This window comes from Weissella paramesenteroides ATCC 33313, from assembly GCF_000160575.1.
GTDB lineage: Bacteria > Bacillota > Bacilli > Lactobacillales > Lactobacillaceae > Weissella > Weissella paramesenteroides.
Genome location: NZ_GG697128.1, coordinates 1 through 22,294 on the forward strand (window position 1 = coordinate 1; position 22,294 = coordinate 22,294).

The window sequence follows — 22,294 nt, forward strand, 5'->3', positions numbered from 1 at the left end:
TATTACTAATATGGAAATTGCACCTATAGCGCAACTGGATAGAGTGTCTGACTACGAATCAGAAGGTTGAAGGTTCGAATCCTTCTAGGTGCATTTAACAAATTAATACTTGTTATTATTTCGGGACGTAGCTCAGTTTGGTAGAGCACCTGGTTTGGGACCAGGGGGTCGCAGGTTCGAATCCTGTCGTCCCGATATTCATTCGCGGTGTAGCTCAGCTGGCTAGAGCGTCCGGTTCATACCCGGGAGGTCGAGGGTTCGATTCCCCCCGCCGCGATTAGCACAATGCGGATGTAGTACAATGGCTAGTGCTCCAGCCTTCCAAGCTGGGAATGCGGGTTCGATTCCCGTCGTCCGCTTTGATAAAACTCCGATAAACATTTATTATCAAGTGTTTATTGGAGTTTTTTTATGTATATACTTTCCTGTGTCATTATAAATTTATCTCAAATGCATCGTAAAAAGCAGCCATGTCTATCTACTAATTAATCATATATTAACAATCTCATATTTTGAATAATTTTCAATGTTTAGGTTAGGTTGATGCATGAAATTTGTGAGTGTTATATACTATACAGTATAAATATTTTTAGGGGAAAATTATGAATACGGTTATTTTTGATGTTGATGGTACGTTATTAAGTACAGAAAGTATGTATATGCAGTCACTTATTCAAACATTTCGTGACCGCGGGGTTGAAAAATCTTACGAGGAAGTGTATAAAATTTTTGGATTACCATCATTAGATGGATTAATTAGAATGGGTGTTGAAAATCCAGAAGAAATGCAATTAGCTTGGCAAAGCCATTATCATGATTTTTGGCATGAGGTTAAATTATTTGATGGTATTACTGAGATGCTTTCCAAACTTAAATTAAGCGGTAAAAAACTTGGCATAGTGACTTCAAATACACCAGAAGAATTTGATAGTCATAGTGATAGTTTTGATTTCAAGAAATATTTTGATGACTTTGTGTTTGCAGGACAGACACCTCATATGAAACCTGCAGCGGATCCAATTTTAAAATCATTGGATAATCTAAAAGCAGATAAAGCAACGGCAATGTATATTGGTGATTCTGTTCATGATATGCAAGCTGCGCATAATGCAGGCATTAAGTTTGGCATGGCTGCTTGGGGAGTTCGTGATCAATCTGTCTTTAACAATCAGGCAGATATGGTTTTTGGAACACCGTCTGACCTGTTAGCTTATATGCTGAATGATAAGTAGATATTATTGAAGGATACGGAAATTTTATAATTTAAAATAACTTTTTGAAAGAAGTGAAAAATATGGATAATCGTGCAATCGGATATTTAGATTCAGGTATAGGTGGTTTGTCCGTCGTCAAACAAGCTCTAAAACAATTACCAGATGAGCAAGTCTATTATATTGGCGATACTGCACGAATGCCGTATGGACCAAGAACATCAGATGAAGTTAAAAAATTTACTTGGCAGTTGGTAGATTTTTTAATGGAAAAAGACATAAAACTATTAGTTGTTGCCTGCAATACAGCTACGGCAGCGACTTTGGATGATTTAATCAAGTACTTACCAATTCCGGTTGTTGGCGTTATCCAACCAGGAGTGGATGCAGCTAGCCAGGTAACAGAGTCAAATAATATTGGTATTATTGCAACCCAGGGAACAGTTAATTCAATGGCTTACTATGATGGCTTGAAGAAGATTAATGCTGATTTTCATGTTTTACAATTAGCCACACCAACCTTAGTTAAAATTGCAGAGCAACCGGAAAAGAATGAACTAACTGTTAACCAGGTAGTTACAAAAGTTTTATTACCGATTAAAGCAAGTGGGATTGATACATTAGTATTAGGATGTACCCATTTTCCCTTGTTGGCAAAGTTTATACAAGAATCTGTGGGCGAACAGGTAAAACTGGTTGATCCAGGAACATCCACAATTGCGGCTGTCGCACAAATTTTGGATGATTTTAAAATTAGACATGAGAGTACAAATGGTCAGAAAAGAAATCTGGACAAGTATTTTACAACTGGCGATCAGAAAATTTTTGATCTTCTTGCAGAAAATTGGCTCCAGATTTCAAATTTAAATGTACAACACGTAAGTATTGTAGGTGAACAGCTAATATCTGTAAAATAAAATTTTTGGGAGAACAAGATAATGACTAAATTAATTTTTGCATCAAAAAATAATGGTAAAATACGTGAGTTTCGTGAATTTTTGTCGCCTTTTGGTGTAGAAGTTATTTCATTAAACGATTTGGAAGATGTACCAGAGATTGATGAAAATGGGTCTACTTTTTTAGACAATGCGACTATCAAAGCGAAGACGATTTCAGACACTTATCACTTGCCGGTGGTAGCAGATGATTCTGGATTGAGTGTTGATGCTTTAAATGGTGCGCCTGGTGTCCATTCTGCACGTTACGCAGGTGATCATGATGATCTTGCAAATAATAAAAAGTTACTATCAGAATTAACTAATGTAAAAAAACCAGATCGCACAGCGACATTTCATACAGTAATTGTTGGATTAAAGCCAACAGGAGAAAAAATTGTGGCAGATGGCTCAGTTAATGGTAGTATTTTATTTGAAGAACAAGGAACCGATGGATTTGGATATGACCCATTGTTCTATTATGAACCATTGCATAAAAGTTTTGCTGAATTGACAGCCACAGAAAAAAACAGTGTTTCACATAGAGGAAATGCTTTAAGACAATTTATCGTGTTATTTAAAGATTGGTGGGGAGATTAATTATGGATTATTTAATTGTATCTGATACACATGGTGATCGACAAATTTTGACTGATATTGTTGCGCATTACAAGGGAAAAGTTCGGGCAATGTTTTATAATGGTGATTCGGAATTACAACGGTCCGATGAACTTTTTGACACATTACTTCCAGTAATTGGTAATATGGATGATGACCCGATGTTTCCTGATGATCGTAACTATGAAGACGAATTTGTTAAAATTTATCAAACTCATGGTCACTTAGTGCATACTGAGATTTCTCTTAATCAATTGAGAGAAGTAGCATCGCATAAAGATGTGGATGTTGTCACGTCAGGCCACACACATATGTTGGGCGCTGAAAAGATTGATGGCAAGTTATTTATTAATCCAGGGTCAATTTCCCTTCCTAAAGGACCATATGCATACCTCAAGGGAACATATGCAATCCTTTCAGTAGAGCCTAAAAAGTTCATTGTGCAATTTTACACACGTGATTTACAGCCGGTACCAGGACTGAAATTTGAGTTTGATAGATAAAATGTATGTTAAATTAAATTAAAAAAAGTAGATCGCAATAAACAATTTACGTTAAATTGTTTATTGCGATCTACTTTTTGATTGTCTTAATTAGTACTTTCTTCATAGTTAACTAAATGAAGTGACGCATTGGTCGTTTTTTGACTCATGGATGAATTGAAGACGTGTGCTAAACCTTGAGATGAAAAATCTGTTGTTTGAAAGGCGTATCTGTTTTCAGTTGAATTATATACGACCATGGTAGGGTAGGTTACAATACCCATATTTGCCGCAATATTTTGATCATCTCTCAAAGCATTTAAGGTTGAAAGTGTATTATAATCTTCCAAAAAAATATTTTCATCTAAATTCAATTCAGCAATGGTCGACAAAACTAAATTTTTAGAGTAAGTTTTATTTGCTAATAATTGCGTCTGCATTTTAAAGTAAAATGCCCTGGCAGCTTTTCTTCCTTGAGATTGGACAGCTTTTGTATCTAATACTAATTGTGATAAATTATTTGCAACAGTTGCGTAATCAATGTTTTTGTAATTACGCTTTAATTCGTGGTACGTATCTCGTACTGACTGCATTGTGACAATTGGAATCAGCTTGTAGGAAACAAATTGATTCATTTCTTCAAAATAACTCATAATCATTTCCTCTGATGCTATACTTTCAGCTGAGAGGGGAGTGACGAAGTGGTACACTTCTAACATAACAAGCGACAACCTCCAAAAACGTTTTTATGCATACCCATCAATAGTACGCTATCATTGCTAGTGTGTCTATATGATCTTTCTTTTTATAACAGAACTAAGGATAACCCTTTTAGTGAAAAAATGCATAATATAAGTTTTCAAATACGGATTATTTATTAAATAACACTGGTAAGAACTCCTTAGTAATTGTAAAATTAAAGCATTGTGTTATTTGTTATAATAAGCTGACTTAATTATATAATTTTCACAACGAATACGATAATATTCCGCTTGTATAACCTATTATAGATACTCTGTGGTTAGTTATTTTAGCGTGTTAGTTTGAAGTTTTAATAGCAGGACACAAATAATAGTGAGACTTATGAAATTTTTGGGGGAGTAAAAATGACACAAGATGAGTGGGAAAAATTACTGCAACCTTATGTTCAAACAGTTGATGAATTAAAGGTTAAATTGCGTGGCATGCGCCAAGAATTTGAATTACAAGGTATACAAACACCGGTTGAATTTGTGACGGGAAGGGTGAAAACAATCCCGGCTATTGAAGAAAAACTTATTCGACGTCATATTAGCATAGATCGTATTGAGCAAGATATGGAAGATTTGGCTGGTGTTCGGATCATGACACAGTTTACCGAGGATATTTATCGAGTGGTTGACTTGTTACGTAAACGCAAGGATATGGTTATTCTGGAAGAACGTGATTACGTGACGAATGAAAAACCATCAGGGTATCGTTCATATCATATTGTCATTGAATATCCTGTTCAGTTAGTTACTGGTGAGAAGAAAGTACTAGCAGAAATTCAAGTTCGAACGATGCAAATGAATGTGTGGGCGACCATTGAACATGCCATTAATTATAAATACGACGGTGAATATACCGAAGAAATGCAAGAAAAATTAAAAAATGCTGCAGAGCTTAGCATAAAAGTTGATGAATTATTTTCTGAACTCCATAATGGACTATCAGAAAATGAAACGAATGGTAATTTATAAAAGCAAAAAGGAAGGCTGCTAAATGAAGATCGCTGTATATAGTAATAATGTACCTCATTCTAGGGCAGTAGTTTCCTTACTGAAAGAAAAACTCATTGCTCGGAGTGAGGGGCGAGTCATATTTGACAATGAAAATCCAGAAGTTGTCATTACGGTTGGTGGTGACGGGACATTATTGGGGGCTTTTCATCATTATACTGATCAATTGGATAAAATTCGTTTTATTGGTGTGCATACTGGGCATCTGGGATTTTATGCAGATTGGCAATATTTTGAATTAGATGAGCTGGTTGAGAGCTTGGTTAATCAAGAAACAACCGCTAAAACAGTTAAATATCCTCTCCTGCATGCTAAAATTCATTACACAGATGGACATGAGGAAAATATTTTAGCTTTAAATGAGGCAGCTATCAAACGCCCTCTTGGTACATTGGTTGCTGACGTTTATATTCAAAATGAATTGTTTGAACGATTTCGAGGAGATGGTTTGACAGCTTCGACACCAACTGGGTCGACAGCTTATAACAAAGCAATTGGTGGAGCAGTTATGCATCCGAGTTTACAAGCAATTCAATTAGCTGAAATTGCTTCAATAAATAGCAGGGTTTTTCGTACATTAGGGTCTCCTTTGATTATTGGTAGTCACGAGGTTGTTAAGGTACAACTAGAAAACGATGGTTCTGCTGTGACGTTTAGTTATGATCATTTAAATAAAATATCTTCGAATATAGATTGGATTTCTTTCCAGGTAGCTGATCAAAAAATTCAATTTGCTGAATACCGGCATATGCATTTTTGGCACCGTGTACAAGCTAGTTTTATTGGAACGGAGGTGAGATAAGTGGCTCATTTTAGTTGGAAAAATCAAAGTGATAGTACATTACGCATCAAAACCTTTTTAGCACAGCGTGGTGTTTCACATCGTATGTTTGCGATTATTAAACGTGGTGGTGGCCAAGTACTACTCAATCATAGACCAGTTAGAACATTAGATGATGTTGAGCCTGGTGACTTGGTTGAGGTGAAAATGCCAGCAGAAAAATCCAATGCAATTGTGGCTGCTTCTGACTTACCAATTAAGATTTTGTATGAAGATGAAAATTGGTTAGTGGTAGATAAGGTGGCAGGTGTCACTTCAGTTCCTGGAAAAGCTGATCGAGAGACAACCATGGTTAATCGTGTCAAAGGTTATTTGATTTCAGAAGGGGCAGAAGATCTTGTACCGCATGTTGTGACTCGATTAGATAGATTTACATCTGGTGTTGCCTTACTAGCCAAGCACCGGTTTGCACATGGTCTGTTAGATAAGCAATTGCAAACGCATACAGTAGATAAGCGCTATTATGCAATTGTTGATGGCATTGTCCCAGATGACCATGGGTTTATTGATGCACCAATTGGTCGGATGGATAATGATTTTATTAGACGTGAGGTACGTGCTGACGGTCGACCATCACAAACAGAATATTGGGTAGTGAATCGGATGCCTAATCAAACATTAGTGAAGGTTCAGTTACATACCGGACGCACACATCAAATTCGTGTGCATTTTAAATATATCGGACATCCATTAATCGGGGATGAAATATATGGTGGTCCTATGGATCGAGGAATCGAACGACAAGCATTACATGCCTATTGGTTGGAGTTCTACGATCCTTTTAGTGAAATAAAGCGCCATATTCAGAGTCCGTTGCCTGAAGATTTAAAGCAAATTTTGACAGATAATTCTACAGAAGATATGGTGAGCAAATCTTAGATAAATAAAAAATGGCGTGGTGAATAATGAAAGAAACATTACAAGAATTGACGGAAGAAATGCGTGATGAGTTATCAGAACAGGCCCATTATTTAGTTCAATATATTGAAAATAACGACAAAGATGCCTTTTTAAATAGTTTTGATGAATTGCATACATTTGATCAAGCGATCTTTTATGTTTCATTAACAGCGCAGTTAAGACATCAAATTATTGACTGGTTAAAACCAGTGGAGCTTGCGGATATTTTTGACGAGATTGATCCTGAAGACGTTGATTTTAATGATCTCTTATCTGAAATGTCTCCGCACTATGCGGCAGAAATGTTAGCTGAAATGTACACCGATAATGCGGTTGATTTGATGTCTGACTTAGACAGTAAACAATTAGCGCTTTATTTATCATTAATGCCGAAAAAAAGTGCTGAAGAAATCAAACGCTTTTTGAAATACGATGATGATACTGCGGGATCTCTGATGAGTACCGAGTTCATTGCTATTAACCAACAGCTATCAATTGGTCAAGCAATGGTAGAGGTTAAGCAAGCCGCCCAAGAAGCAGAACAAATCAATTATATTTATATTTTAGATGACAACGGTGTGTTGGTGGGGGTTATCTCACTGAAATCATTGATTGTGTGGCCAGATGCAGCAAAAGTTGCTGAGGTAATGGATACAAATTTGATTACTGTCAGTCCTGCAGATGATCAAGAGGAAGTTGCCAAAATTATGGCTGATTATAATTTTGTTGCAATTCCTGTTGTTGCCGAACAAAAGATGGTTGGAATGATTACTGTCGATGATATTGTTGATGTTATTGATGAAGAAGCTGCAGAAGATTATTCACGACTGGCTGGTGTGGACGTTGTCACTTTAGAAGATAATCCAATTAAGTCAGCAATGAAACGTTTACCTTGGTTAATTGGATTGATTTTTTTGGGGATGGGAACTGCGTCAGTGATTGATGGCTACAATTATTTAGTAGCAGAGACATCAATTCTAGCGGTTTTTATTTCTTTAATAACTGGTACAGCAGGAAATGCAGGTACGCAATCGTTGGCAGTTGCAGTTCGTCGCATTGCTTTACAGGAAAAGAAATCAATCTTTAAATCATTGTTGATTGAAATTTTGATTGGTGTAATGATTGGTATACTTGCAGGTGTAACGATTTTTCTAGTCATCTTAATTTGGAAAAACAATCTGTTATTGGGAATTGCGGTTGGTTTAGCAATGAGTGTTGCTATTTTGGTCGCTAATGTTGCCGGGGCATTTATTCCGTTAATTATGGATAAAGTTGGCGTTGATCCTGCAGTGGCATCTGGGCCATTTATTTCAACGCTATCTGATTTAACATCCGTTATTATTTACTTTAATGTGGCAAAAGCATTCATTGATCATTTCATGATGCATTGAAATATGAAGAGCTGTTACTTGCCTACAGGATAAATTCGTGATACTATAAAGTTTGTTAATGAATATGCTCTTAATTGAGTGGCCGGATTTCTTCTCGGCCGCTCATTTTTTTAAGGAGTTTATTAAATCGAGCGAATATTGATGCATGAAGGGAGGGTTAGAATGGCAAAAGTTACAGAAAATGTTCAAGCAATTTTAAAACCTATATTGGCTAAAAAGGGTTTTGATCTTTGGGATGTTTTGTATGAAAAACAAGACAGCGATTTTGTTCTTCGAGTACTTGTAGACCGTGTTGATGGAGAAATTAATATGGATGATCTCGTGATGCTAACGGAAGTTATCAGCGACGAGCTAGATATGATTACTCCTGATCCATTCCCACAGGCTTATCTTCTTGATGTTTCATCTCCAGGTGCTGATCGAGAATTACAGCAACCAGGAAACTTTGTTTGGGCAGTTGGAAAATTTATTGAGGTGATTTTAAATAATCCAGTTGCAGGTTTAGAAAAATTTACTGGCCAGTTGGTATCATTTTTAGATGACAAATTGACTATAGATGTTGCATTAAAAACAAAGCACCAATTGATTGAGATTGATTTAGATAATATTCAGAAAGCCAATTTATCTGTCAGCCAAGATCGTATTTTGACTACTGAAGAGGATTATGAATGGGCACGTCATAAATTAGTGCACATCTCAACTTATCAAAAAATTAATGGTCGCAAAGAATTTTTAGGTGAATTAAATAATTTTACACCAGAAGATCTAATCATTACTGATGAGTCCAATGATGAATTGCTGATCCCACGTCGCGCGGTTGCACAAGCACGACAATCAAATGATTTTTAAAAATACGGAGAAACAAAAAATGAGTAAGGAATTAGTATCAGCCCTTGATGCACTTGAAGAAGAAAAGGGTATTAAAGCCGAAGTTTTAATTGCAGCACTGGAAGAGGCCTTAAAAAAGGCGTACGAAAAAAACTATGACGAATCTGAAAACGTCGAAGTTCAATTCGATAAGAAAAAGGGTAGTATTAAGGTATATGCGGTTAAGACAGTCGTAGATGAAATTGAAGAACCCTATGAACAAATTAGTTTAGAAGAGGCCTTAGAATTAAATAAGGCTTACGAAGTTGGTGATGAAATTCGTTTTGAAGTCACACCAAAAGATTTTGGCCGTTTAGCAGCACAAACAGCAAAGCAAATTATTATGCAAAAAGTACGTGAAGCTGAACGTGGCGTTGTTTATGATAACTTTGTCGGTTACGAAGATGAAATTATCACTGGAGAAGTTGAACGGGAAGACTCACGTTACCTGTATATCATTTTGCCAGGTAATCAAATGGCAGCGATGAAGCCAAATGACCAGATGCCTAGTGAAAATTATCAAATGGGTGATAAAATCAAAGTTTTGGTTTCACAAGTACAAAATGAGCAAAAAGGCCCACAGGTTTTTGTCTCTCGTACTCATCCTGATTTGGTTAAACGACTATTCGAAGCAGAAGTACCTGAGGTTTTTGATGGTACTGTTGAAATTAAGTCTATTGCCCGTGAAGCAGGAGATCGTTCAAAAATTGCTGTCTACTCACATAATGAAAATCTGGATGCCGTTGGAACAATGGTTGGTCAACGCGGTGCACGTGTGCAATCGGTTGTTACTGAATTATCAGGTGAGAACATGGACATTGTTGAGTGGACAGAAGATCCAGCTGAGTTTATAAAAAATTCATTGAACCCAGCGGAAGTTGTTGAAGTGATTTTTGATCCAACTAATGATCGCGCAGCAACAGTCTTGGTTCCTGATTATCAATTATCATTGGCTATCGGTAAACGCGGTCAAAATGCACGTTTAGCTGCACGTTTGACAGGATTTAAAATTGACATCAAACCTGAATCAGCACGTGAAGAAGTTATCGCTGAACTAGAAAATCAATCAACAGATAATTCTGTTGCTGAAAATATTGAAGAAGTTGAATTAGACGATAATTCAGAAGAATAGGAGGTCGCATATGAAGCCACGTAAAATTCCAATGCGTAAAGATATTGTTACCGGAGAAATGGTGCCTAAAAAAGAACTTGTGCGTATTGTACGAACACCAGAAGGTAATGTCATTTTAGATCCATCAAATCGAGCAAATGGGCGTGGTGCGTACATCTCTCTATCTGTTGATGTGGCAGAAACCGCTAAGAAAAAGCGTATCTTTGATAAAGTATTTGAAACAAAACTTGAAGAGCAGTTTTATGATGAGTTAATTGCTTATGTTGATCATCAAGCAGCACGTAAGGAGCTTTTTGGCGATGCAAAATAAACAAAAATTATTAAACTTATTAGGCCTTGCTAGGCGTGCTGGTAAGTTAGTTACTGGTGAATCATTAGTTTTGAATGCAATTCGTTCTGGCAAAGTGAGTTTAGTTTTTTTTGCATCAGATGGTGGTCAAGCGAGCAAAAAGAAATTTACAGATAAAACAACGAGTTACAAAGTTTCGTTTTCGACAGCATTAACTCGACAAGAGTTGGCAGATGCAACTGGATTAGCACGAACGGTAATTGGAGTAGCTGATCAAGGATTTGCTAAAAAAATGCGAGAATACTTAGATAATTAGGAGGAAGTTATATGACCAAGCGAATTTATGAGTTGGCGAAAGATTTGAATGTTTCATCAAAGGATTTAGTGTCAATTGCAAATAAAGCGAACATGTCGGTTAAAAATCACATGTCTACATTAGATGATAAAGCAATTCAAACTTTGACTAACGCTGTGAAGAAAAATAATAACTCAGCAAAGTCCCAAGCAGCTGAGCAAAAAGCACCGAAAAAAAATGTGAACCATACCAAGGATAATAAGAAGGAAGAAAGTAAACCTTCTCGTCCACAGCATACAAAGCAAAAGACGCAACAACAAAGCAATAATGAAGGCAATGCTGGACGTAATAATACCCATAATTCTCAAAATAAAAATCGTCGTTTTAATAATAACAACAATAATAATAATCGTAATAATCGACGTGGTAAGAAAGGCCCAGGACGTAATCGGAACAATAATGAACACCGTCCAGCACCAACAGTACGTAAGGATCAGCCACTTCCAGAAACACTAGTATATTCTGTTGGTATGAATGTTCAGGATATTGCTAAATTAATCCACCGTGACGCAACTGAAATTATTAAGAAGTTGTTCATGTTGGGTGTTATGGTTAACCAGAACCAATCATTGGATGCTGACACGATTGAATTATTAGCAGCTGATTATGGTATCAATGCTGAACAAAAAGTTGAAGTAGACATTGCTGACTTGGATAAATTCTTTGAGGATGATGGTGAAGACAGCGAAAACATGGAACCACGTGCACCGGTTGTTACTATCATGGGTCACGTTGATCATGGTAAGACGACTTTGCTAGATTACCTACGTAATTCACACGTTACAGAAGGTGAAGCTGGTGGTATTACACAGCATATTGGGGCCTACCAGACAAAGTTAAATGATCGCGTTGTAACCTTCTTAGATACACCAGGTCACGCAGCCTTTACAGCAATGCGTGCGCGTGGAGCAGATATTACCGATATTACTGTTTTGGTTGTTGCAGCTGATGATGGTGTTATGCCACAAACGATTGAGGCGATTAATCACGCTAAGGCTGCAGGAACACCAATTATTGTTGCTGTTAATAAGATTGATAAGCCAGGTGCTAATCCAGAAAATGTTATCAATCAATTAATGCAATACGAATTAGTGCCTGAAGAATATGGTGGAGATACAATCTTCGTTAATATTTCTGCAAAGTTTGGACAAAATATTGATGAGCTATTAGAAATGATTCTTTTGACTGCTGATGTTTTGGAATTGAAGGCAAATCCTAACAAAAGAGCCGCAGGATCTGTTGTTGAAGCTCGATTAGATAAAGGTCGTGGTACTGTCGCAACTGTATTGGTTCAACAGGGAACAATGCATGTTGGAGATCCAATTGTTGTAGGTAATACATACGGACGTGTTCGAACGATGACTAATGATCGTGGTCGTCGTGTTAAAGAAGCTTTGCCATCTACACCTGTGGAAATTACGGGATTAAATGATGTGCCTTCTGCTGGTGATCGTTTTGTTGTCTTTGAAGATGAAAAAACGGCTCGTGCAGCTGGTGAGGAACGTGCAAAGCGTGCTGTGATTGCAGAACGTAATCGTAATAATATTGTTTCCGTATCTGACTTGTTTAATAAGATGGCTGAGAAGCAAATGAAGTCTGTTCCTGTTATTATTAAGGCAGATGTTCAAGGTTCTGTTGAAGCCCTAGCTGGTTCATTCCGTAAGATTGACGTTGAGGGTGTTAAGGTTGATATTATTCATACAGCCGTTGGAGCTATCAACGAATCAGACGTAACACTTGCGGAAGCTTCTGGCGCAATTATTGTTGGATTTAATGTACGACCAACACCACAAGCAAAACAACAAGCTGATACTGATAAGGTTGAAATTCGTTTGCACAGTGTTATTTACAATGCCATCGATGAAATTGAAGCTGCCATGAAGGGTCAACTAGATCCTGAATTTGAAGAAAAAGTTGTTGGAACTGCGGAAGTTCGTGACTTATTCAAGGTATCAAAGGTTGGTACAATTGTTGGTGGTATGGTAATGTCAGGTAAAATCACGCGCAATTCATCAGTTCGTCTAATCCGTGATGGTATCGTTATTTTTGATGGTAAGATTGGCTCACTACGTCGTTATAAGGATGACGTTAAGGAAGTTAAGAACGGATATGACTTTGGTCTAACAATTGAAAAATACAATGACGAAAAAGTTGGCGATATGATCGAAGCGTATGAGATGGTTGAAATTCCACGCTAATTAATTTCACAATGTATATATATTGATGGGAGGAAATTAATATGGCACAACAGAATTTTCGAGTTGGTCGCTTAGAACAAGAAATTCAACGAGAAATTAATGATTTATTGTTAAAGCGAATTCGTGATCCTCGTATTGAGGGTGTCACAGTCACTGGTGTAGAAGTCACTGGAGATTTGCAACAAGCAAAAATCTTTTATAGTGTGTTATCAGAATTAGCATCAGTTAACAAAAAGGCTGCAGAAGGTCTTGATGCAGCAACTGGATTAATTCGTAAAGAATTAGGTTCACGTTTGCGTATCTATAAAACACCAGAGTTAAAATTTGTTAAGGATGAATCTGTTCAATATGGTAATAAAATTGATGATTTAATTCGTCAATTACACCAAGACTAATCATACTTATTATGAATAGGCATGAGAATAATTAATGAAAGGGCATTTTTTACCAGCTTATTTTGGTACAAAAGCCCTTTTTATATACATATAATTACACAAAAATCGAAGGTGAGAAGTATGGACGGAATTATACCAATTTATAAAGATAAAGGGATGACTTCCCATGATGTTGTTTTTAAATTACGACGTATTTTAAAAATGAAAAAGATTGGACATGCTGGCACGCTTGATCCTAATGTTGACGGTGTCTTACCTGTGGCACTTGGTAAAGCGACAAAGACGATTGAATTTTTGCAAGAAACCGGGAAAATATATACGGGTTCAATCACACTCGGTATTGCAACAACGACAGAAGATATGGATGGAGATGTGATACAAACTCAGCATCTTGTTAAACCATTCTCAAACGATGAAATAAATAAGGGAATGCGCACGTTGACAGGACATATCACTCAAATTCCGCCAATGTATTCTGCGGTTAAAGTTAATGGTCGTCGCTTGTATGATTATGCACGCGCTGGTGAAACTGTTGAACGGCCAAAGCGTGAAGCGGTAATTTATGAATTTAAAATGACATCCGCTACAACGTTTGATGAAAAAAAAGGTACACAAACATTTTCATTTTTAGCTAGAGTATCTAAGGGTACGTATATTAGAACGCTGGCTGTTGATTTAGGTCGGCAGTTACAAGTACCCTCAGTTATGAGCCAGTTAACAAGAATTAGTGCTGGCGGATATGATATTACTCAAGCACATCGTTTAGATGAAATTGCGCAACGTATGACAGAAAAAGGGTCATTAGGTGATTGGCTAATGCCACTTGAAACAGCGGTCGCACAATATACGCACGTCGAATTAAATGATGAACAATGGGAAAAGGTAAAACATGGGATTGGGCAACCGGCAAGTCTGCATGAACCAACGACAGAAAAAATTGTTTTAACATATAAGGGTGATGTGAAATCAGTTTTTGCTTGGCGACCTGATAAAAATCAATATCGAACTTATCGTACTTTTTCAATAGAATGAAATGTTCTTAGAATAACATGTGTTATGATGAATACACTAATACACAAAAAAAGAGAAGAAGGGCTTACTGATGGAAGTTATTTATTTGCATCATCCATATGCGGTTAATCAAATAAAAAAAGAGCCAGTTGTTTTAGCAATGGGATTTTTTGATGGCGTGCATGCTGGGCATCGTATGGTTATTAAACGAGCTGCAGAGGAAGCAAAAAAAAGGGGTATCAAACTAGCTGTTTTAACATATGATCATCACCCATCAATCGTATTTAAAACATATAATAAGCCACTTACTTATTTAACTAGATTACCTAAAAAATTGGCTTTATTGGCTGAATTGGGGGTTGATTTAACCTATGTTGTTAATTTCACATCTGAGTTTGCACAATTAACGCCACAGATTTTTGTCGATCAATATATGTTTGGACTACATGCTGAGGCTGTTGTTGCTGGATTCGACCATACTTATGGTCCTAAAAATGCTGATATGAAACATTTACCTCAATATGCACAAAGTCGCTTTGATGTGATTGAGGTCCAGCAAGTAAATGTGGATGGGAAAGAGAGTGCATCAACTACAGCACGGAAGATGGTTGATGAAGGTCGTTTAGATACATTAACGCACCTATTGATGCGGCCATATGAGACAACAGGTTTAATTGTACATGGTGAGGCGAGAGGACGAGAATTAGGATATCCAACTGCCAATATCGAAACGACGCCGGGTGAGAGATTACCAGGTGTTGGTGTGTATGTTGTAGAAATGAAAATTGACCAAACTTGGTATCCAGGTATGGCTTCAATTGGATATAACGTCACTTTTGGTGAAAATAGACCCAAAACAGTTGAAATTAACTTATTTAATTTTAGTCGTGCTATTTATGGTGAAAATGTACAAATTAAATGGCACCATTACTTACGCGGTGAGGTGAAATTTAATAATGTACAGGAGCTAATTGATCAATTGGCCGAAGACGAAAAAGAGGCGCAGGCATTTCTACTAAACCTTTAGTCAGAAAGGAAAGTGATAAATAACATGTCATTCGATGGACTTTTTACACATGCAATGGTGCATGAGTTAAATGATAAATTAGCTGGTGGACGAATCATGAAAATTCATCAACCATATGCGAATGAAATTTTTTTGATTATTCGACATAATCGACAAAATTTTCCAGTTTTATTGAGTGCCCATCCAGCATTTGCTCGTGCACAGATTTCCAAAATAAAATATACCAATCCGCAAACTGCACCAAATTTTGCAATGATGCTACGTAAGCATCTTGAAGGATCAAAACTAATTAAAATTGAACAAGTTGAAAATGATCGTATTATTCGATTTGTGACGTCAGGACGCGATGAACTTGGTGATGAAGAGCAAACAACATTGATTTTAGAGATGATGGGACGTCATTCAAACTTGTTTTTAGTAGACGAGGCAACGCAACGAATTATTGACTTAATTAAACATGTACCTGCAGATCAAAATCGAGTTCGAACTTTGATGCCTGGGGGAACTTATATTTTGCCGCCTAAGCAAAATGTTATCAATCCATTCGAAAGCTTGGATGGGTTGGCCAATATTATTTTAGATAATCCTAAAACTAATGACTTGGCAAAGGAAATTCAACAACATTTCCAAGGTTTCGCCCATGACTCTGCCAATGAGTTGGCACATGTTTTACAACAATCTGGTGATTCATTAGCAATCACAACTTCGTGGTTAAACCATTTTAACAAACCTGAACCAGAGTTAATCAGTACGGATAAAGGGGTAGCTTTTACACCATTTAATTGGGTAACGATTGATGGCATTAAAGCACCTTACGAGTCTTTAAGTGAACTTTTAGACGCTTATTTTGCGGAGAAATCTGAGCGTGATCGGGTACAGCAACAAGCGGTAATTGTTTTGCGAACTGTTCGTAATGAATTAAAAAAGAATAAGAAAAAAATTCAAAAACAAAAGAATGAATTAGCTAATGCTGACCATGCTGACGAATATCGTGTAAAAGGTGAGTTGTTAACCACGTATATGTCTCAGATTAAACGTGGTATGACAGAGATTGAATTACCAAATTATTATGATGACAATAGGTTAATGAAAATAACCTTGTCTAACCAAATTGGTCCATCTCAAAATGCACAAAAGTATTTCACAAAGTACAACAAATTAAAGAATTCAGTAAAATATTTGCATTCACAGATTGCTTTAGCACAGCAGGAAGTTGATTACTTTGAAACACTACTAGCACAGATAGACATTGCTTCACCAAAAGATATTGCTGAAATCAGAGAGGAACTAACACAAGAGGGTTATCTTCGGGTACAGCGTAAAAAGAAACAGAAGCCAAAAGTTAGCCAACCTGAAAAATTCTATGCCACTGATGGTACATTGATTGAAGTAGGGAAAAATAATTTGCAGAATGAACGATTATCGATGAAGACTGCGGCAAAGTCTGATATTTGGTTGCATACAAAAGATATTCCAGGTTCACACGTTATTATTCACGATAATGAGCCGACAGAGCAAACTTTGTTTGAAGGGGCAATGTTAGCAGCTTATTTTTCAAAAGCACGTGAATCGGCCAACGTTCCAGTAGATTATTTACCGGTCGGACGATTGAGAAAGCCAAATGGTTCTAAACCAGGCTTTGTTATTTTTGAAGGACAAACAACAATGACTGTTACCCCAGAGGCACAATTAGTGCAGAAATTACGACAAAATAATTAAAAAAAACTTTAAAGTCAGGTTAATAACGTGTATTAATCTGTCTTTTTTAGTATCTTATGTATAAAAAGAATTTCATCACATTTTTTAAAATTGGTAGGTCGTGTTCTGGGTGAGTAGATTGGAGGGATCATATATGGAAAAAGAAATTGCATTGGCTGATATACCAACAATGAAAGCCGCAATCTCTGCTGGGGTAAATCGTGTTGAATTAAATGCTAATCTTGAGTTAGGTGGTTTAACACCAGACCCAAAGACAGTCGCAATGGCAGTTCAGCTTGCTGAGAAATCTCAAGTTGATTTAGTTGTGATGATTCGGCCTCGATCAGGTGATTTTAATTATACTTATTCCGAGATTGAAATGATGCGACAATCTATTCTAACTTTTAAAAGTTTGGGTGTTAAAATGGTTACCTTTGGTGTGGTTGATGCTAAGGGCCGTTTAGCTCGTCACCATATGTTAAAACTACTTGAAGCGGCGAAACCAATGAAAGTTGTTTACCACATGGCTTTTGATGCGATTGATGTGAGTTGTCAGTCACAAGCTTTACAATGGCTATATCAATATGGTGTTGTTCGTGTCTTGACGCATGGGGGGACATTACGTACGGGCATCGAAGAAACAATTCCTCATTTACAGGAAATTATTGCAATGGCCCCCAAAGGGCTGACCATCATGCCTGGCGGTGGTGTGACGTATATGAACGCATCTCGGGTGGCAACTGTTCTTGGCGTAAATGACGTTCATGGATCTAAAATTGTAAGACTATCATGATTTATAAATTGGTGGTTATTGGCAAGCGTGCAATCATGTGGAGGTTGAAATGAAAACAATTCTTGAAGCGCTTCGGCAGACTGAAAAACAATATAAAACGGCTTTAACAAAAATTACCAAAGACAATGGTGTAACCATTGCAGAATGGCAGCTCTTACAGCATTTAGATGATGAAATTGATACGCAAGATAAACTATCAGTTGATACGGGCCTTGATAATTCAACTTTATCACGACAACTACACTCATTAGTTAAAAAAGAGTTGGTAGCTAGTGAAGCTATTGGCAAGGATCATAGACAACTGATATATAAACTCACAATTCTCGGATCAGATACCTTAATGGCAATTAATGAAAAACATCGATTTTTTCAAGAAAATGTTTTTAAAGTATGGTCAGAAGAAGAAACTAGTATGTTACAAATTCTATTAAATCGTTTGAATAAATCAATGACAAAACCTTTTTAGACTGCAAATAATTTAATCGAACTGAAAACATTACTGATTTGTGTTATGATTTAATATCGAGTGATTAAGTCATTATATATACAAGAATAAGTTCTTAGAATAGTTAATTACATACACAAAAATTACGTAAGAACAAATTAGGCGTGCGTCTACACGTTAAATGACTTTGAAAGGATTTTATTAAAATGAAACTTGCAGTCGTCACTGATTCAACAGCATATTTGGATCAAGAAGAAATTGATAAATATGATATTAGGGTCATGTCATTACCGGTTATCATTGATGGGACAACGTATCATGAAGGTATTGATATTACAACAGAAGAATTTTATGAAAAATTAGCTAATGCTTCAGAATTTCCAACAACTTCTCAGCCAGCAATTGGCGATTGGCTATCGTTGTTTGAATCGCTAAAACAAGAAGGTTATGATGGTACAATTGTCATAAACTTAGCATCAACAATTTCAGGAACAGTTAATACAGTTGCTGGCTTAGATAGCATGATAGATGATTTTAAAGTTTATGGTTATGACTCAAAGATAACGGTCCGTTTGATGGGACACCTAGTAATGAAGGCCGCACAATTAGTTAAAAAAGGTGAATCTATCGACAACATCATTAAAGTATTGGATGAACTATCAGCAACAATTGATGAGTGTTTTATTGTTGATGATTTACAAAATCTAGTTCGAGGTGGTCGTCTATCAAATGCTTCTGCATTTATTGGGACAATGTTGAAGATTAAACCTTTATTAACTTTTGACGACGAGACCAATCAAATTGTGCCATTTGAAAAAGTGCGTTCAATGAAAAAAGCCATGCAACGTGCAGAAATTTTATTTGCACAGGCGAAAGAAGCAGCAGATTATCCGCTACGTGCAATGGTTATTCAGGGAAATGATAAAGAGGCTGGTCAGGCTTGGCATGATAAACTACAAAAAGAATATCCAGATATGCGTATCGAATTTAGTTATATCGGACCAGTTATTGGTGCACACTTAGGCAAGGGTGCATTAGCTTTGGCTTGGCTACGAGACCCAGATTCCTTATAAGAAATGTCACGAAAGTTGTTGTAATCTTTAAAATAGAATACTGCAACTTTTTTTGTAGCAGGAACGTCATTTAGTTATAAAAACCAGATTATCGGTTTTTATATATCAGATAATTGAAAAATTCTAAAAAAAATGAGATAATTAAGCATAATGAATTACAAGAAAACGGGGAATTAAATATTATGGCCCAAGTAAAAATTGTTACTGATTCAACAGCAATGTTATTACCACATGAGATTGAAAAATATGATATAAAAATTATTCCACTAACAATTACGGTTGATGGTGTAACCTATCAAGATGGTATTACCATATCACCAGTTGAATTTATGGACAAAATGGCTGCATCTAAAAGTTTGCCACAAACTTCTCAACCAGCATTAGGTGTTTTTACAGAAATTTACGAACCATTAGTTGCTGATGGCTCATCTGTTATTTCAATTCACTTAACAAAAGGGCTATCTGGTTCTGTAGATGCAGCACGTCAAGCTGCAATGATGGTTGATGGAGATATAACGGTTATAGATTCTGGTTTAATTGATCGTTCACTTGGTATGGTTGTTTTAGCAGCAGCTGAAAAGGCCGCTAATGGTGCATCGCGAGATGAAGTATTGGCCGAAATTAAATCAGTAAAAGAAAAAACGGAACAGTATTTGACTGTCTCAAAACTTGACAATCTTGTTGCCGGTGGTCGTTTGTCAAAAACAGCAGGTTTGTTAGCAGGTATGTTAAATATTCGTATCGGTGCACATGTTGTTGAGGGAAATATTAATGTTGAGACTAAGGGTCGTGGTGCCAAATCAACTAAAGCCTATATACAAAAAATTATAGAAGTACTTCAAGCAGCACCAAAGGGTGTACATGCAATTGGAATTTCAACTGCCGGTATTCCAGATGAAAGAGAAACATTAGGCGAACAATTACGAACGCTTTTCCCAGAGGTAGAAGTGGTATTGCAACAGACTACGCCAATTGTTGCGACACACACTGGTGATGGCGCAATTGGGTTTAGTTATCAGTTAAATTAATAAGTAATATTAATGTGAACTAGCGAGATGTGTTAATCTCGCTTTTTTCGTGTTGCCATAAAATATGGTAAAATTATTAATTAGGTTATTGTTAATGAACGATAGAAAGGAGCCACCTGTTATGCCAAGAAAGATGTATTTAGTATTGACCAGTTTATTGGCTTTTTTCCTAATCGGGGTCACAACAGTACATGCAGATAGTAAAGATAGCATTAACTTTGTTGCAGTTGGCGATTCACTAACTGAAGGAGTTGGTGATACAACAAAACAACAGGGGTACACCAAGCGAACGGCAAAGCAAATTTCAAAAAAATACAATGTGAAAGTTGATACATCAAATTATGGAAAAGCTGGCGATCGTTCTGATCAAATTTTAGCGCGTATTAAAGCAAATGCCCAGGCTAAAAAAGATATAAAAAATGCAGATGTTATCACTCTGACAGTTGGTGGCAATGATTTGCAACAAACCTTATTTAAGGCAGTATTAGCTAGGTCTGAATCTGCTGTTACAAGGCAAGTTGAAAAAGCAATGCCAGATTATACTGAAAATTTAACGAGGTTGATTAATTATCTAAAGAAACAAAATAAACAAGCGCCTATTTATCTATTTGGTAATTATAATCCACTGTATGTTTATTTAGCTAACCGGAATGATTTAAACGATGATGTAAAAATATATAATGATATAAATGCAAATTTAGCATCTGTAGATGATCGTGTATATTATGTATCTACATTTAGAACATTAACGTTTGGTCAATATAAAACCAAAGCATCACGTGAAAAATTACAAAAGAAATCTGAAGCTGCTAATCGCGGATCATTAAATAATAAGATGGTAACGGAAACACTAACTTCGGGAAAAAATGAAGAACTAAATCAATATATAACAACGCAGGATCACTACCATCCAAATAATTTAGGTTATGATAAGATGAGTGCTTTATTGGTAAAAAAAATGTCATTAAGTGAACAAGAATGGTTGAAAAAATAAGATGAAACAAGACAATGTACGGTCAAATATAGATGAGATTATTCGTCAATCACAAAAAAGAGGCTTTTTAAAAGGAATATTAGGAACGATACTTGTATTAGTTATTTTAAGTACAGTTCTGTTATTCCTGCCACAGAGCCATCAACATGTAACGGATTCACGACCAGAAATTGGTCAGGCATCGTTTGAGGTTAGTGTTAGTCGCAAGGAGTTGAATGCTCTTGTTGAAAAATACATTAATGCTGATCCATCTTTACGTCATCAATTTCGCTTTGAAATGCAAAAGAAAGGTATGATGTTGTACGGCACATATAAGCTTTTTGGTCAATCTGTTGATTTCGGTATGAGAATGACACCAGAAGTTACAAAGCATGGTGGAATATTACTTCATGCAGATTCAGTTGCTGTGGGACAATTACCTTTGCCTGTGAAATATGTGATGGACTATTTTGGTAAAAAAGTCGATCTACCTAATTGGTTGACATTGGATGCACAGAAAAAAACGTTGTTAATTGATTTAGGTAGGGCACCAAAGGTACAAGGTGTCCATGTGAAGGCAGTTCAAATTAATCCCGAAAAGGATAAGTTTGTGTTCAGAGGAGGATTTTCAGACAAATGAGACGCCCATTTTTCCAATGGCTAATGACTCAGCGTAATCCAGTGACGAGTGATGAAGTTGAAAATTTTGCCAATGCAGCTTTTTATGATACACAGTTTCCAAAACAATCTGATGACTTTGACTTAATTTCAAGATATTTGGAAGAAAATGCCACTTATTTATACAATATGTCAATATTTGATCAAGCCTGGTCAGAATATAAAGCGTCAGAAGAATAAAAGAATTTAAAGGA

At 36.4% G+C, this 22,294-nt stretch carries 25 protein-coding genes and 4 tRNA genes; 28 read left to right on the forward strand and 1 reads right to left on the reverse strand.

The annotated features are described in order from the left end of the window. Window positions 1-19: 19 nt before the first annotated feature. From HMPREF0877_RS00005 to HMPREF0877_RS00040, 8 genes are all read left to right on the forward strand, one after another. Window positions 20-93: transfer RNA gene (locus tag HMPREF0877_RS00005), tRNA-Arg, on the forward strand. Window positions 94-121: 28 nt separating this feature from the next. Continuing rightward, window positions 122-195: transfer RNA gene (locus HMPREF0877_RS00010), tRNA-Pro, on the forward strand. Between the two features lie 8 nt (window positions 196-203). Next, window positions 204-277 (forward strand) — tRNA-Met (locus HMPREF0877_RS00015). A gap of 10 nt (window positions 278-287) precedes the next feature. Further along, a tRNA-Gly gene (locus tag HMPREF0877_RS00020) sits at window positions 288-359 on the forward strand. A gap of 243 nt (window positions 360-602) precedes the next feature. After that, on the forward strand, window positions 603-1,232 hold the full coding sequence (locus tag HMPREF0877_RS00025) for an HAD family hydrolase (protein WP_002826973.1): 630 nt from the start codon (window positions 603-605) through the stop codon (window positions 1,230-1,232). Window positions 1,233-1,294: 62 nt separating this feature from the next. Continuing rightward, window positions 1,295-2,128: a glutamate racemase gene (gene murI, locus HMPREF0877_RS00030; RefSeq protein ID WP_002826974.1), complete on the forward strand. Its 834-nt coding sequence runs from the start codon at window positions 1,295-1,297 to the stop codon at window positions 2,126-2,128. A gap of 21 nt (window positions 2,129-2,149) precedes the next feature. Then, window positions 2,150-2,746 (forward strand): XTP/dITP diphosphatase, encoded by a 597-nt coding sequence (locus tag HMPREF0877_RS00035; protein WP_002826975.1) that lies wholly within the window; start codon window positions 2,150-2,152, stop codon window positions 2,744-2,746. A gap of 2 nt (window positions 2,747-2,748) precedes the next feature. Then, complete coding sequence (locus tag HMPREF0877_RS00040) at window positions 2,749-3,267, forward strand: YfcE family phosphodiesterase (RefSeq protein WP_002826976.1); 519 nt, start codon at window positions 2,749-2,751, stop codon at window positions 3,265-3,267. 86 nt (window positions 3,268-3,353) lie between these two features. On the opposite strand, the gene HMPREF0877_RS00045 is transcribed toward HMPREF0877_RS00040, so the two are convergent. Beyond that, complete coding sequence (locus tag HMPREF0877_RS00045) at window positions 3,354-3,965, reverse strand: DsbA family protein (protein ID WP_002826977.1); 612 nt, start codon at window positions 3,963-3,965, stop codon at window positions 3,354-3,356. A gap of 387 nt (window positions 3,966-4,352) precedes the next feature. Between HMPREF0877_RS00045 and HMPREF0877_RS00050 the strand changes: the two genes are divergently transcribed. The 20 genes from HMPREF0877_RS00050 (at window position 4,353) to HMPREF0877_RS00145 (ending at window position 22,280) form a co-directional block, all read left to right on the forward strand. Beyond that, window positions 4,353-4,967, forward strand: a complete 615-nt coding sequence (locus HMPREF0877_RS00050; protein ID WP_002826978.1) for a GTP pyrophosphokinase — start codon at window positions 4,353-4,355, stop codon at window positions 4,965-4,967. 22 nt (window positions 4,968-4,989) lie between these two features. After that, complete coding sequence (locus HMPREF0877_RS00055) at window positions 4,990-5,808, forward strand: NAD kinase (RefSeq protein ID WP_002826979.1); 819 nt, start codon at window positions 4,990-4,992, stop codon at window positions 5,806-5,808. Continuing rightward, the gene (locus tag HMPREF0877_RS00060) at window positions 5,809-6,726 is read left to right on the forward strand and encodes an RluA family pseudouridine synthase (protein WP_002826980.1); all 918 of its coding nucleotides are present in this window, start codon (window positions 5,809-5,811) and stop codon (window positions 6,724-6,726) included. A gap of 26 nt (window positions 6,727-6,752) precedes the next feature. Then, entirely contained in the window at window positions 6,753-8,138 is a 1,386-nt protein-coding gene (gene mgtE / locus HMPREF0877_RS00065) for a magnesium transporter (protein ID WP_002826981.1), read from the forward strand. Between the two features lie 162 nt (window positions 8,139-8,300). Next, a complete protein-coding gene (locus HMPREF0877_RS00070) occupies window positions 8,301-8,987 on the forward strand; it encodes a hypothetical protein (RefSeq protein ID WP_040760030.1) in 687 nt (228 codons plus the stop codon). Window positions 8,988-9,006: 19 nt separating this feature from the next. Continuing rightward, window positions 9,007-10,137 (forward strand): transcription termination factor NusA, encoded by a 1,131-nt coding sequence (gene nusA, locus HMPREF0877_RS00075; RefSeq protein ID WP_040760032.1) that lies wholly within the window; start codon window positions 9,007-9,009, stop codon window positions 10,135-10,137. Window positions 10,138-10,147: 10 nt separating this feature from the next. Then, on the forward strand, window positions 10,148-10,447 hold the full coding sequence (gene rnpM, locus HMPREF0877_RS00080; protein ID WP_002826984.1) for an RNase P modulator RnpM: 300 nt from the start codon (window positions 10,148-10,150) through the stop codon (window positions 10,445-10,447). After that, window positions 10,437-10,742, forward strand: coding sequence for a YlxQ-related RNA-binding protein (locus HMPREF0877_RS00085; RefSeq protein ID WP_002826985.1), 306 nt, complete (start codon window positions 10,437-10,439; stop codon window positions 10,740-10,742). Before rnpM ends, HMPREF0877_RS00085 begins: the two co-directional genes overlap by 11 nt. Before the next feature lie 11 nt (window positions 10,743-10,753). Beyond that, the gene (gene infB, locus HMPREF0877_RS00090; protein WP_002826986.1) at window positions 10,754-12,979 is read left to right on the forward strand and encodes a translation initiation factor IF-2; all 2,226 of its coding nucleotides are present in this window, start codon (window positions 10,754-10,756) and stop codon (window positions 12,977-12,979) included. Window positions 12,980-13,020: 41 nt separating this feature from the next. Beyond that, window positions 13,021-13,374 (forward strand): 30S ribosome-binding factor RbfA, encoded by a 354-nt coding sequence (gene rbfA / locus HMPREF0877_RS00095; RefSeq protein WP_002826987.1) that lies wholly within the window; start codon window positions 13,021-13,023, stop codon window positions 13,372-13,374. A 120-nt stretch (window positions 13,375-13,494) separates the two neighbouring features. Then, window positions 13,495-14,406 carry a tRNA pseudouridine(55) synthase TruB gene (gene truB, locus HMPREF0877_RS00100; protein ID WP_040760035.1) on the forward strand — a complete coding sequence of 304 codons (912 nt, stop codon included), beginning with the start codon at window positions 13,495-13,497 and terminating at the stop codon, window positions 14,404-14,406. A gap of 70 nt (window positions 14,407-14,476) precedes the next feature. Then, window positions 14,477-15,412, forward strand: a complete 936-nt coding sequence (gene ribF / locus HMPREF0877_RS00105) for a riboflavin biosynthesis protein RibF (protein ID WP_002826989.1) — start codon at window positions 14,477-14,479, stop codon at window positions 15,410-15,412. A 24-nt stretch (window positions 15,413-15,436) separates the two neighbouring features. After that, entirely contained in the window at window positions 15,437-17,131 is a 1,695-nt protein-coding gene (locus HMPREF0877_RS00110) for an NFACT RNA binding domain-containing protein (RefSeq protein ID WP_002826991.1), read from the forward strand. 133 nt (window positions 17,132-17,264) lie between these two features. Further along, window positions 17,265-17,903, forward strand: a complete 639-nt coding sequence (locus HMPREF0877_RS00115; RefSeq protein ID WP_002826992.1) for a copper homeostasis protein CutC — start codon at window positions 17,265-17,267, stop codon at window positions 17,901-17,903. A 49-nt stretch (window positions 17,904-17,952) separates the two neighbouring features. Further along, entirely contained in the window at window positions 17,953-18,369 is a 417-nt protein-coding gene (locus HMPREF0877_RS00120; protein ID WP_040760037.1) for a MarR family winged helix-turn-helix transcriptional regulator, read from the forward strand. Between the two features lie 185 nt (window positions 18,370-18,554). After that, complete coding sequence (locus HMPREF0877_RS00125) at window positions 18,555-19,421, forward strand: DegV family protein (RefSeq protein ID WP_002826995.1); 867 nt, start codon at window positions 18,555-18,557, stop codon at window positions 19,419-19,421. Window positions 19,422-19,603: 182 nt separating this feature from the next. Further along, window positions 19,604-20,449 (forward strand): DegV family protein, encoded by an 846-nt coding sequence (locus HMPREF0877_RS00130; protein ID WP_040760041.1) that lies wholly within the window; start codon window positions 19,604-19,606, stop codon window positions 20,447-20,449. Between the two features lie 121 nt (window positions 20,450-20,570). Beyond that, window positions 20,571-21,443, forward strand: a complete 873-nt coding sequence (locus tag HMPREF0877_RS00135) for a GDSL-type esterase/lipase family protein (protein ID WP_040760042.1) — start codon at window positions 20,571-20,573, stop codon at window positions 21,441-21,443. Window position 21,444: 1 nt separating this feature from the next. Further along, complete coding sequence (locus HMPREF0877_RS00140) at window positions 21,445-22,062, forward strand: YpmS family protein (RefSeq protein ID WP_002826998.1); 618 nt, start codon at window positions 21,445-21,447, stop codon at window positions 22,060-22,062. Next, complete coding sequence (locus HMPREF0877_RS00145) at window positions 22,059-22,280, forward strand: YozE family protein (RefSeq protein WP_002826999.1); 222 nt, start codon at window positions 22,059-22,061, stop codon at window positions 22,278-22,280. Before HMPREF0877_RS00140 ends, HMPREF0877_RS00145 begins: the two co-directional genes overlap by 4 nt. The last annotated feature ends 14 nt before the right edge of the window (window positions 22,281-22,294 follow it).

What these genes read in the sequence shown, in the direction of transcription:
- HMPREF0877_RS00025 (WP_002826973.1), top strand. Translation starts at nt 603, where the DNA reads ATGAATACGGTTATTTTTGATGTTGATGGTACGTTATTAAGTACAGAA.
- murI (WP_002826974.1), top strand. Translation starts at nt 1,295, where the DNA reads ATGGATAATCGTGCAATCGGATATTTAGATTCAGGTATAGGTGGTTTG.
- HMPREF0877_RS00035 (WP_002826975.1), top strand. Translation starts at nt 2,150, where the DNA reads ATGACTAAATTAATTTTTGCATCAAAAAATAATGGTAAAATACGTGAG.
- HMPREF0877_RS00040 (WP_002826976.1), top strand. Translation starts at nt 2,749, where the DNA reads ATGGATTATTTAATTGTATCTGATACACATGGTGATCGACAAATTTTG.
- HMPREF0877_RS00045 (WP_002826977.1), bottom strand. Translation starts at nt 3,965, where the DNA reads ATGTTAGAAGTGTACCACTTCGTCACTCCCCTCTCAGCTGAAAGTATA.
- HMPREF0877_RS00050 (WP_002826978.1), top strand. Translation starts at nt 4,353, where the DNA reads ATGACACAAGATGAGTGGGAAAAATTACTGCAACCTTATGTTCAAACA.
- HMPREF0877_RS00055 (WP_002826979.1), top strand. Translation starts at nt 4,990, where the DNA reads ATGAAGATCGCTGTATATAGTAATAATGTACCTCATTCTAGGGCAGTA.
- mgtE (WP_002826981.1), top strand. Translation starts at nt 6,753, where the DNA reads ATGAAAGAAACATTACAAGAATTGACGGAAGAAATGCGTGATGAGTTA.
- HMPREF0877_RS00070 (WP_040760030.1), top strand. Translation starts at nt 8,301, where the DNA reads ATGGCAAAAGTTACAGAAAATGTTCAAGCAATTTTAAAACCTATATTG.
- nusA (WP_040760032.1), top strand. Translation starts at nt 9,007, where the DNA reads ATGAGTAAGGAATTAGTATCAGCCCTTGATGCACTTGAAGAAGAAAAG.
- rnpM (WP_002826984.1), top strand. Translation starts at nt 10,148, where the DNA reads ATGAAGCCACGTAAAATTCCAATGCGTAAAGATATTGTTACCGGAGAA.
- HMPREF0877_RS00085 (WP_002826985.1), top strand. Translation starts at nt 10,437, where the DNA reads ATGCAAAATAAACAAAAATTATTAAACTTATTAGGCCTTGCTAGGCGT.
- infB (WP_002826986.1), top strand. Translation starts at nt 10,754, where the DNA reads ATGACCAAGCGAATTTATGAGTTGGCGAAAGATTTGAATGTTTCATCA.
- rbfA (WP_002826987.1), top strand. Translation starts at nt 13,021, where the DNA reads ATGGCACAACAGAATTTTCGAGTTGGTCGCTTAGAACAAGAAATTCAA.
- truB (WP_040760035.1), top strand. Translation starts at nt 13,495, where the DNA reads ATGGACGGAATTATACCAATTTATAAAGATAAAGGGATGACTTCCCAT.
- ribF (WP_002826989.1), top strand. Translation starts at nt 14,477, where the DNA reads ATGGAAGTTATTTATTTGCATCATCCATATGCGGTTAATCAAATAAAA.
- HMPREF0877_RS00110 (WP_002826991.1), top strand. Translation starts at nt 15,437, where the DNA reads ATGTCATTCGATGGACTTTTTACACATGCAATGGTGCATGAGTTAAAT.
- HMPREF0877_RS00115 (WP_002826992.1), top strand. Translation starts at nt 17,265, where the DNA reads ATGGAAAAAGAAATTGCATTGGCTGATATACCAACAATGAAAGCCGCA.
- HMPREF0877_RS00120 (WP_040760037.1), top strand. Translation starts at nt 17,953, where the DNA reads ATGAAAACAATTCTTGAAGCGCTTCGGCAGACTGAAAAACAATATAAA.
- HMPREF0877_RS00125 (WP_002826995.1), top strand. Translation starts at nt 18,555, where the DNA reads ATGAAACTTGCAGTCGTCACTGATTCAACAGCATATTTGGATCAAGAA.
- HMPREF0877_RS00130 (WP_040760041.1), top strand. Translation starts at nt 19,604, where the DNA reads ATGGCCCAAGTAAAAATTGTTACTGATTCAACAGCAATGTTATTACCA.
- HMPREF0877_RS00135 (WP_040760042.1), top strand. Translation starts at nt 20,571, where the DNA reads ATGCCAAGAAAGATGTATTTAGTATTGACCAGTTTATTGGCTTTTTTC.
- HMPREF0877_RS00140 (WP_002826998.1), top strand. Translation starts at nt 21,445, where the DNA reads ATGAAACAAGACAATGTACGGTCAAATATAGATGAGATTATTCGTCAA.
- HMPREF0877_RS00145 (WP_002826999.1), top strand. Translation starts at nt 22,059, where the DNA reads ATGAGACGCCCATTTTTCCAATGGCTAATGACTCAGCGTAATCCAGTG.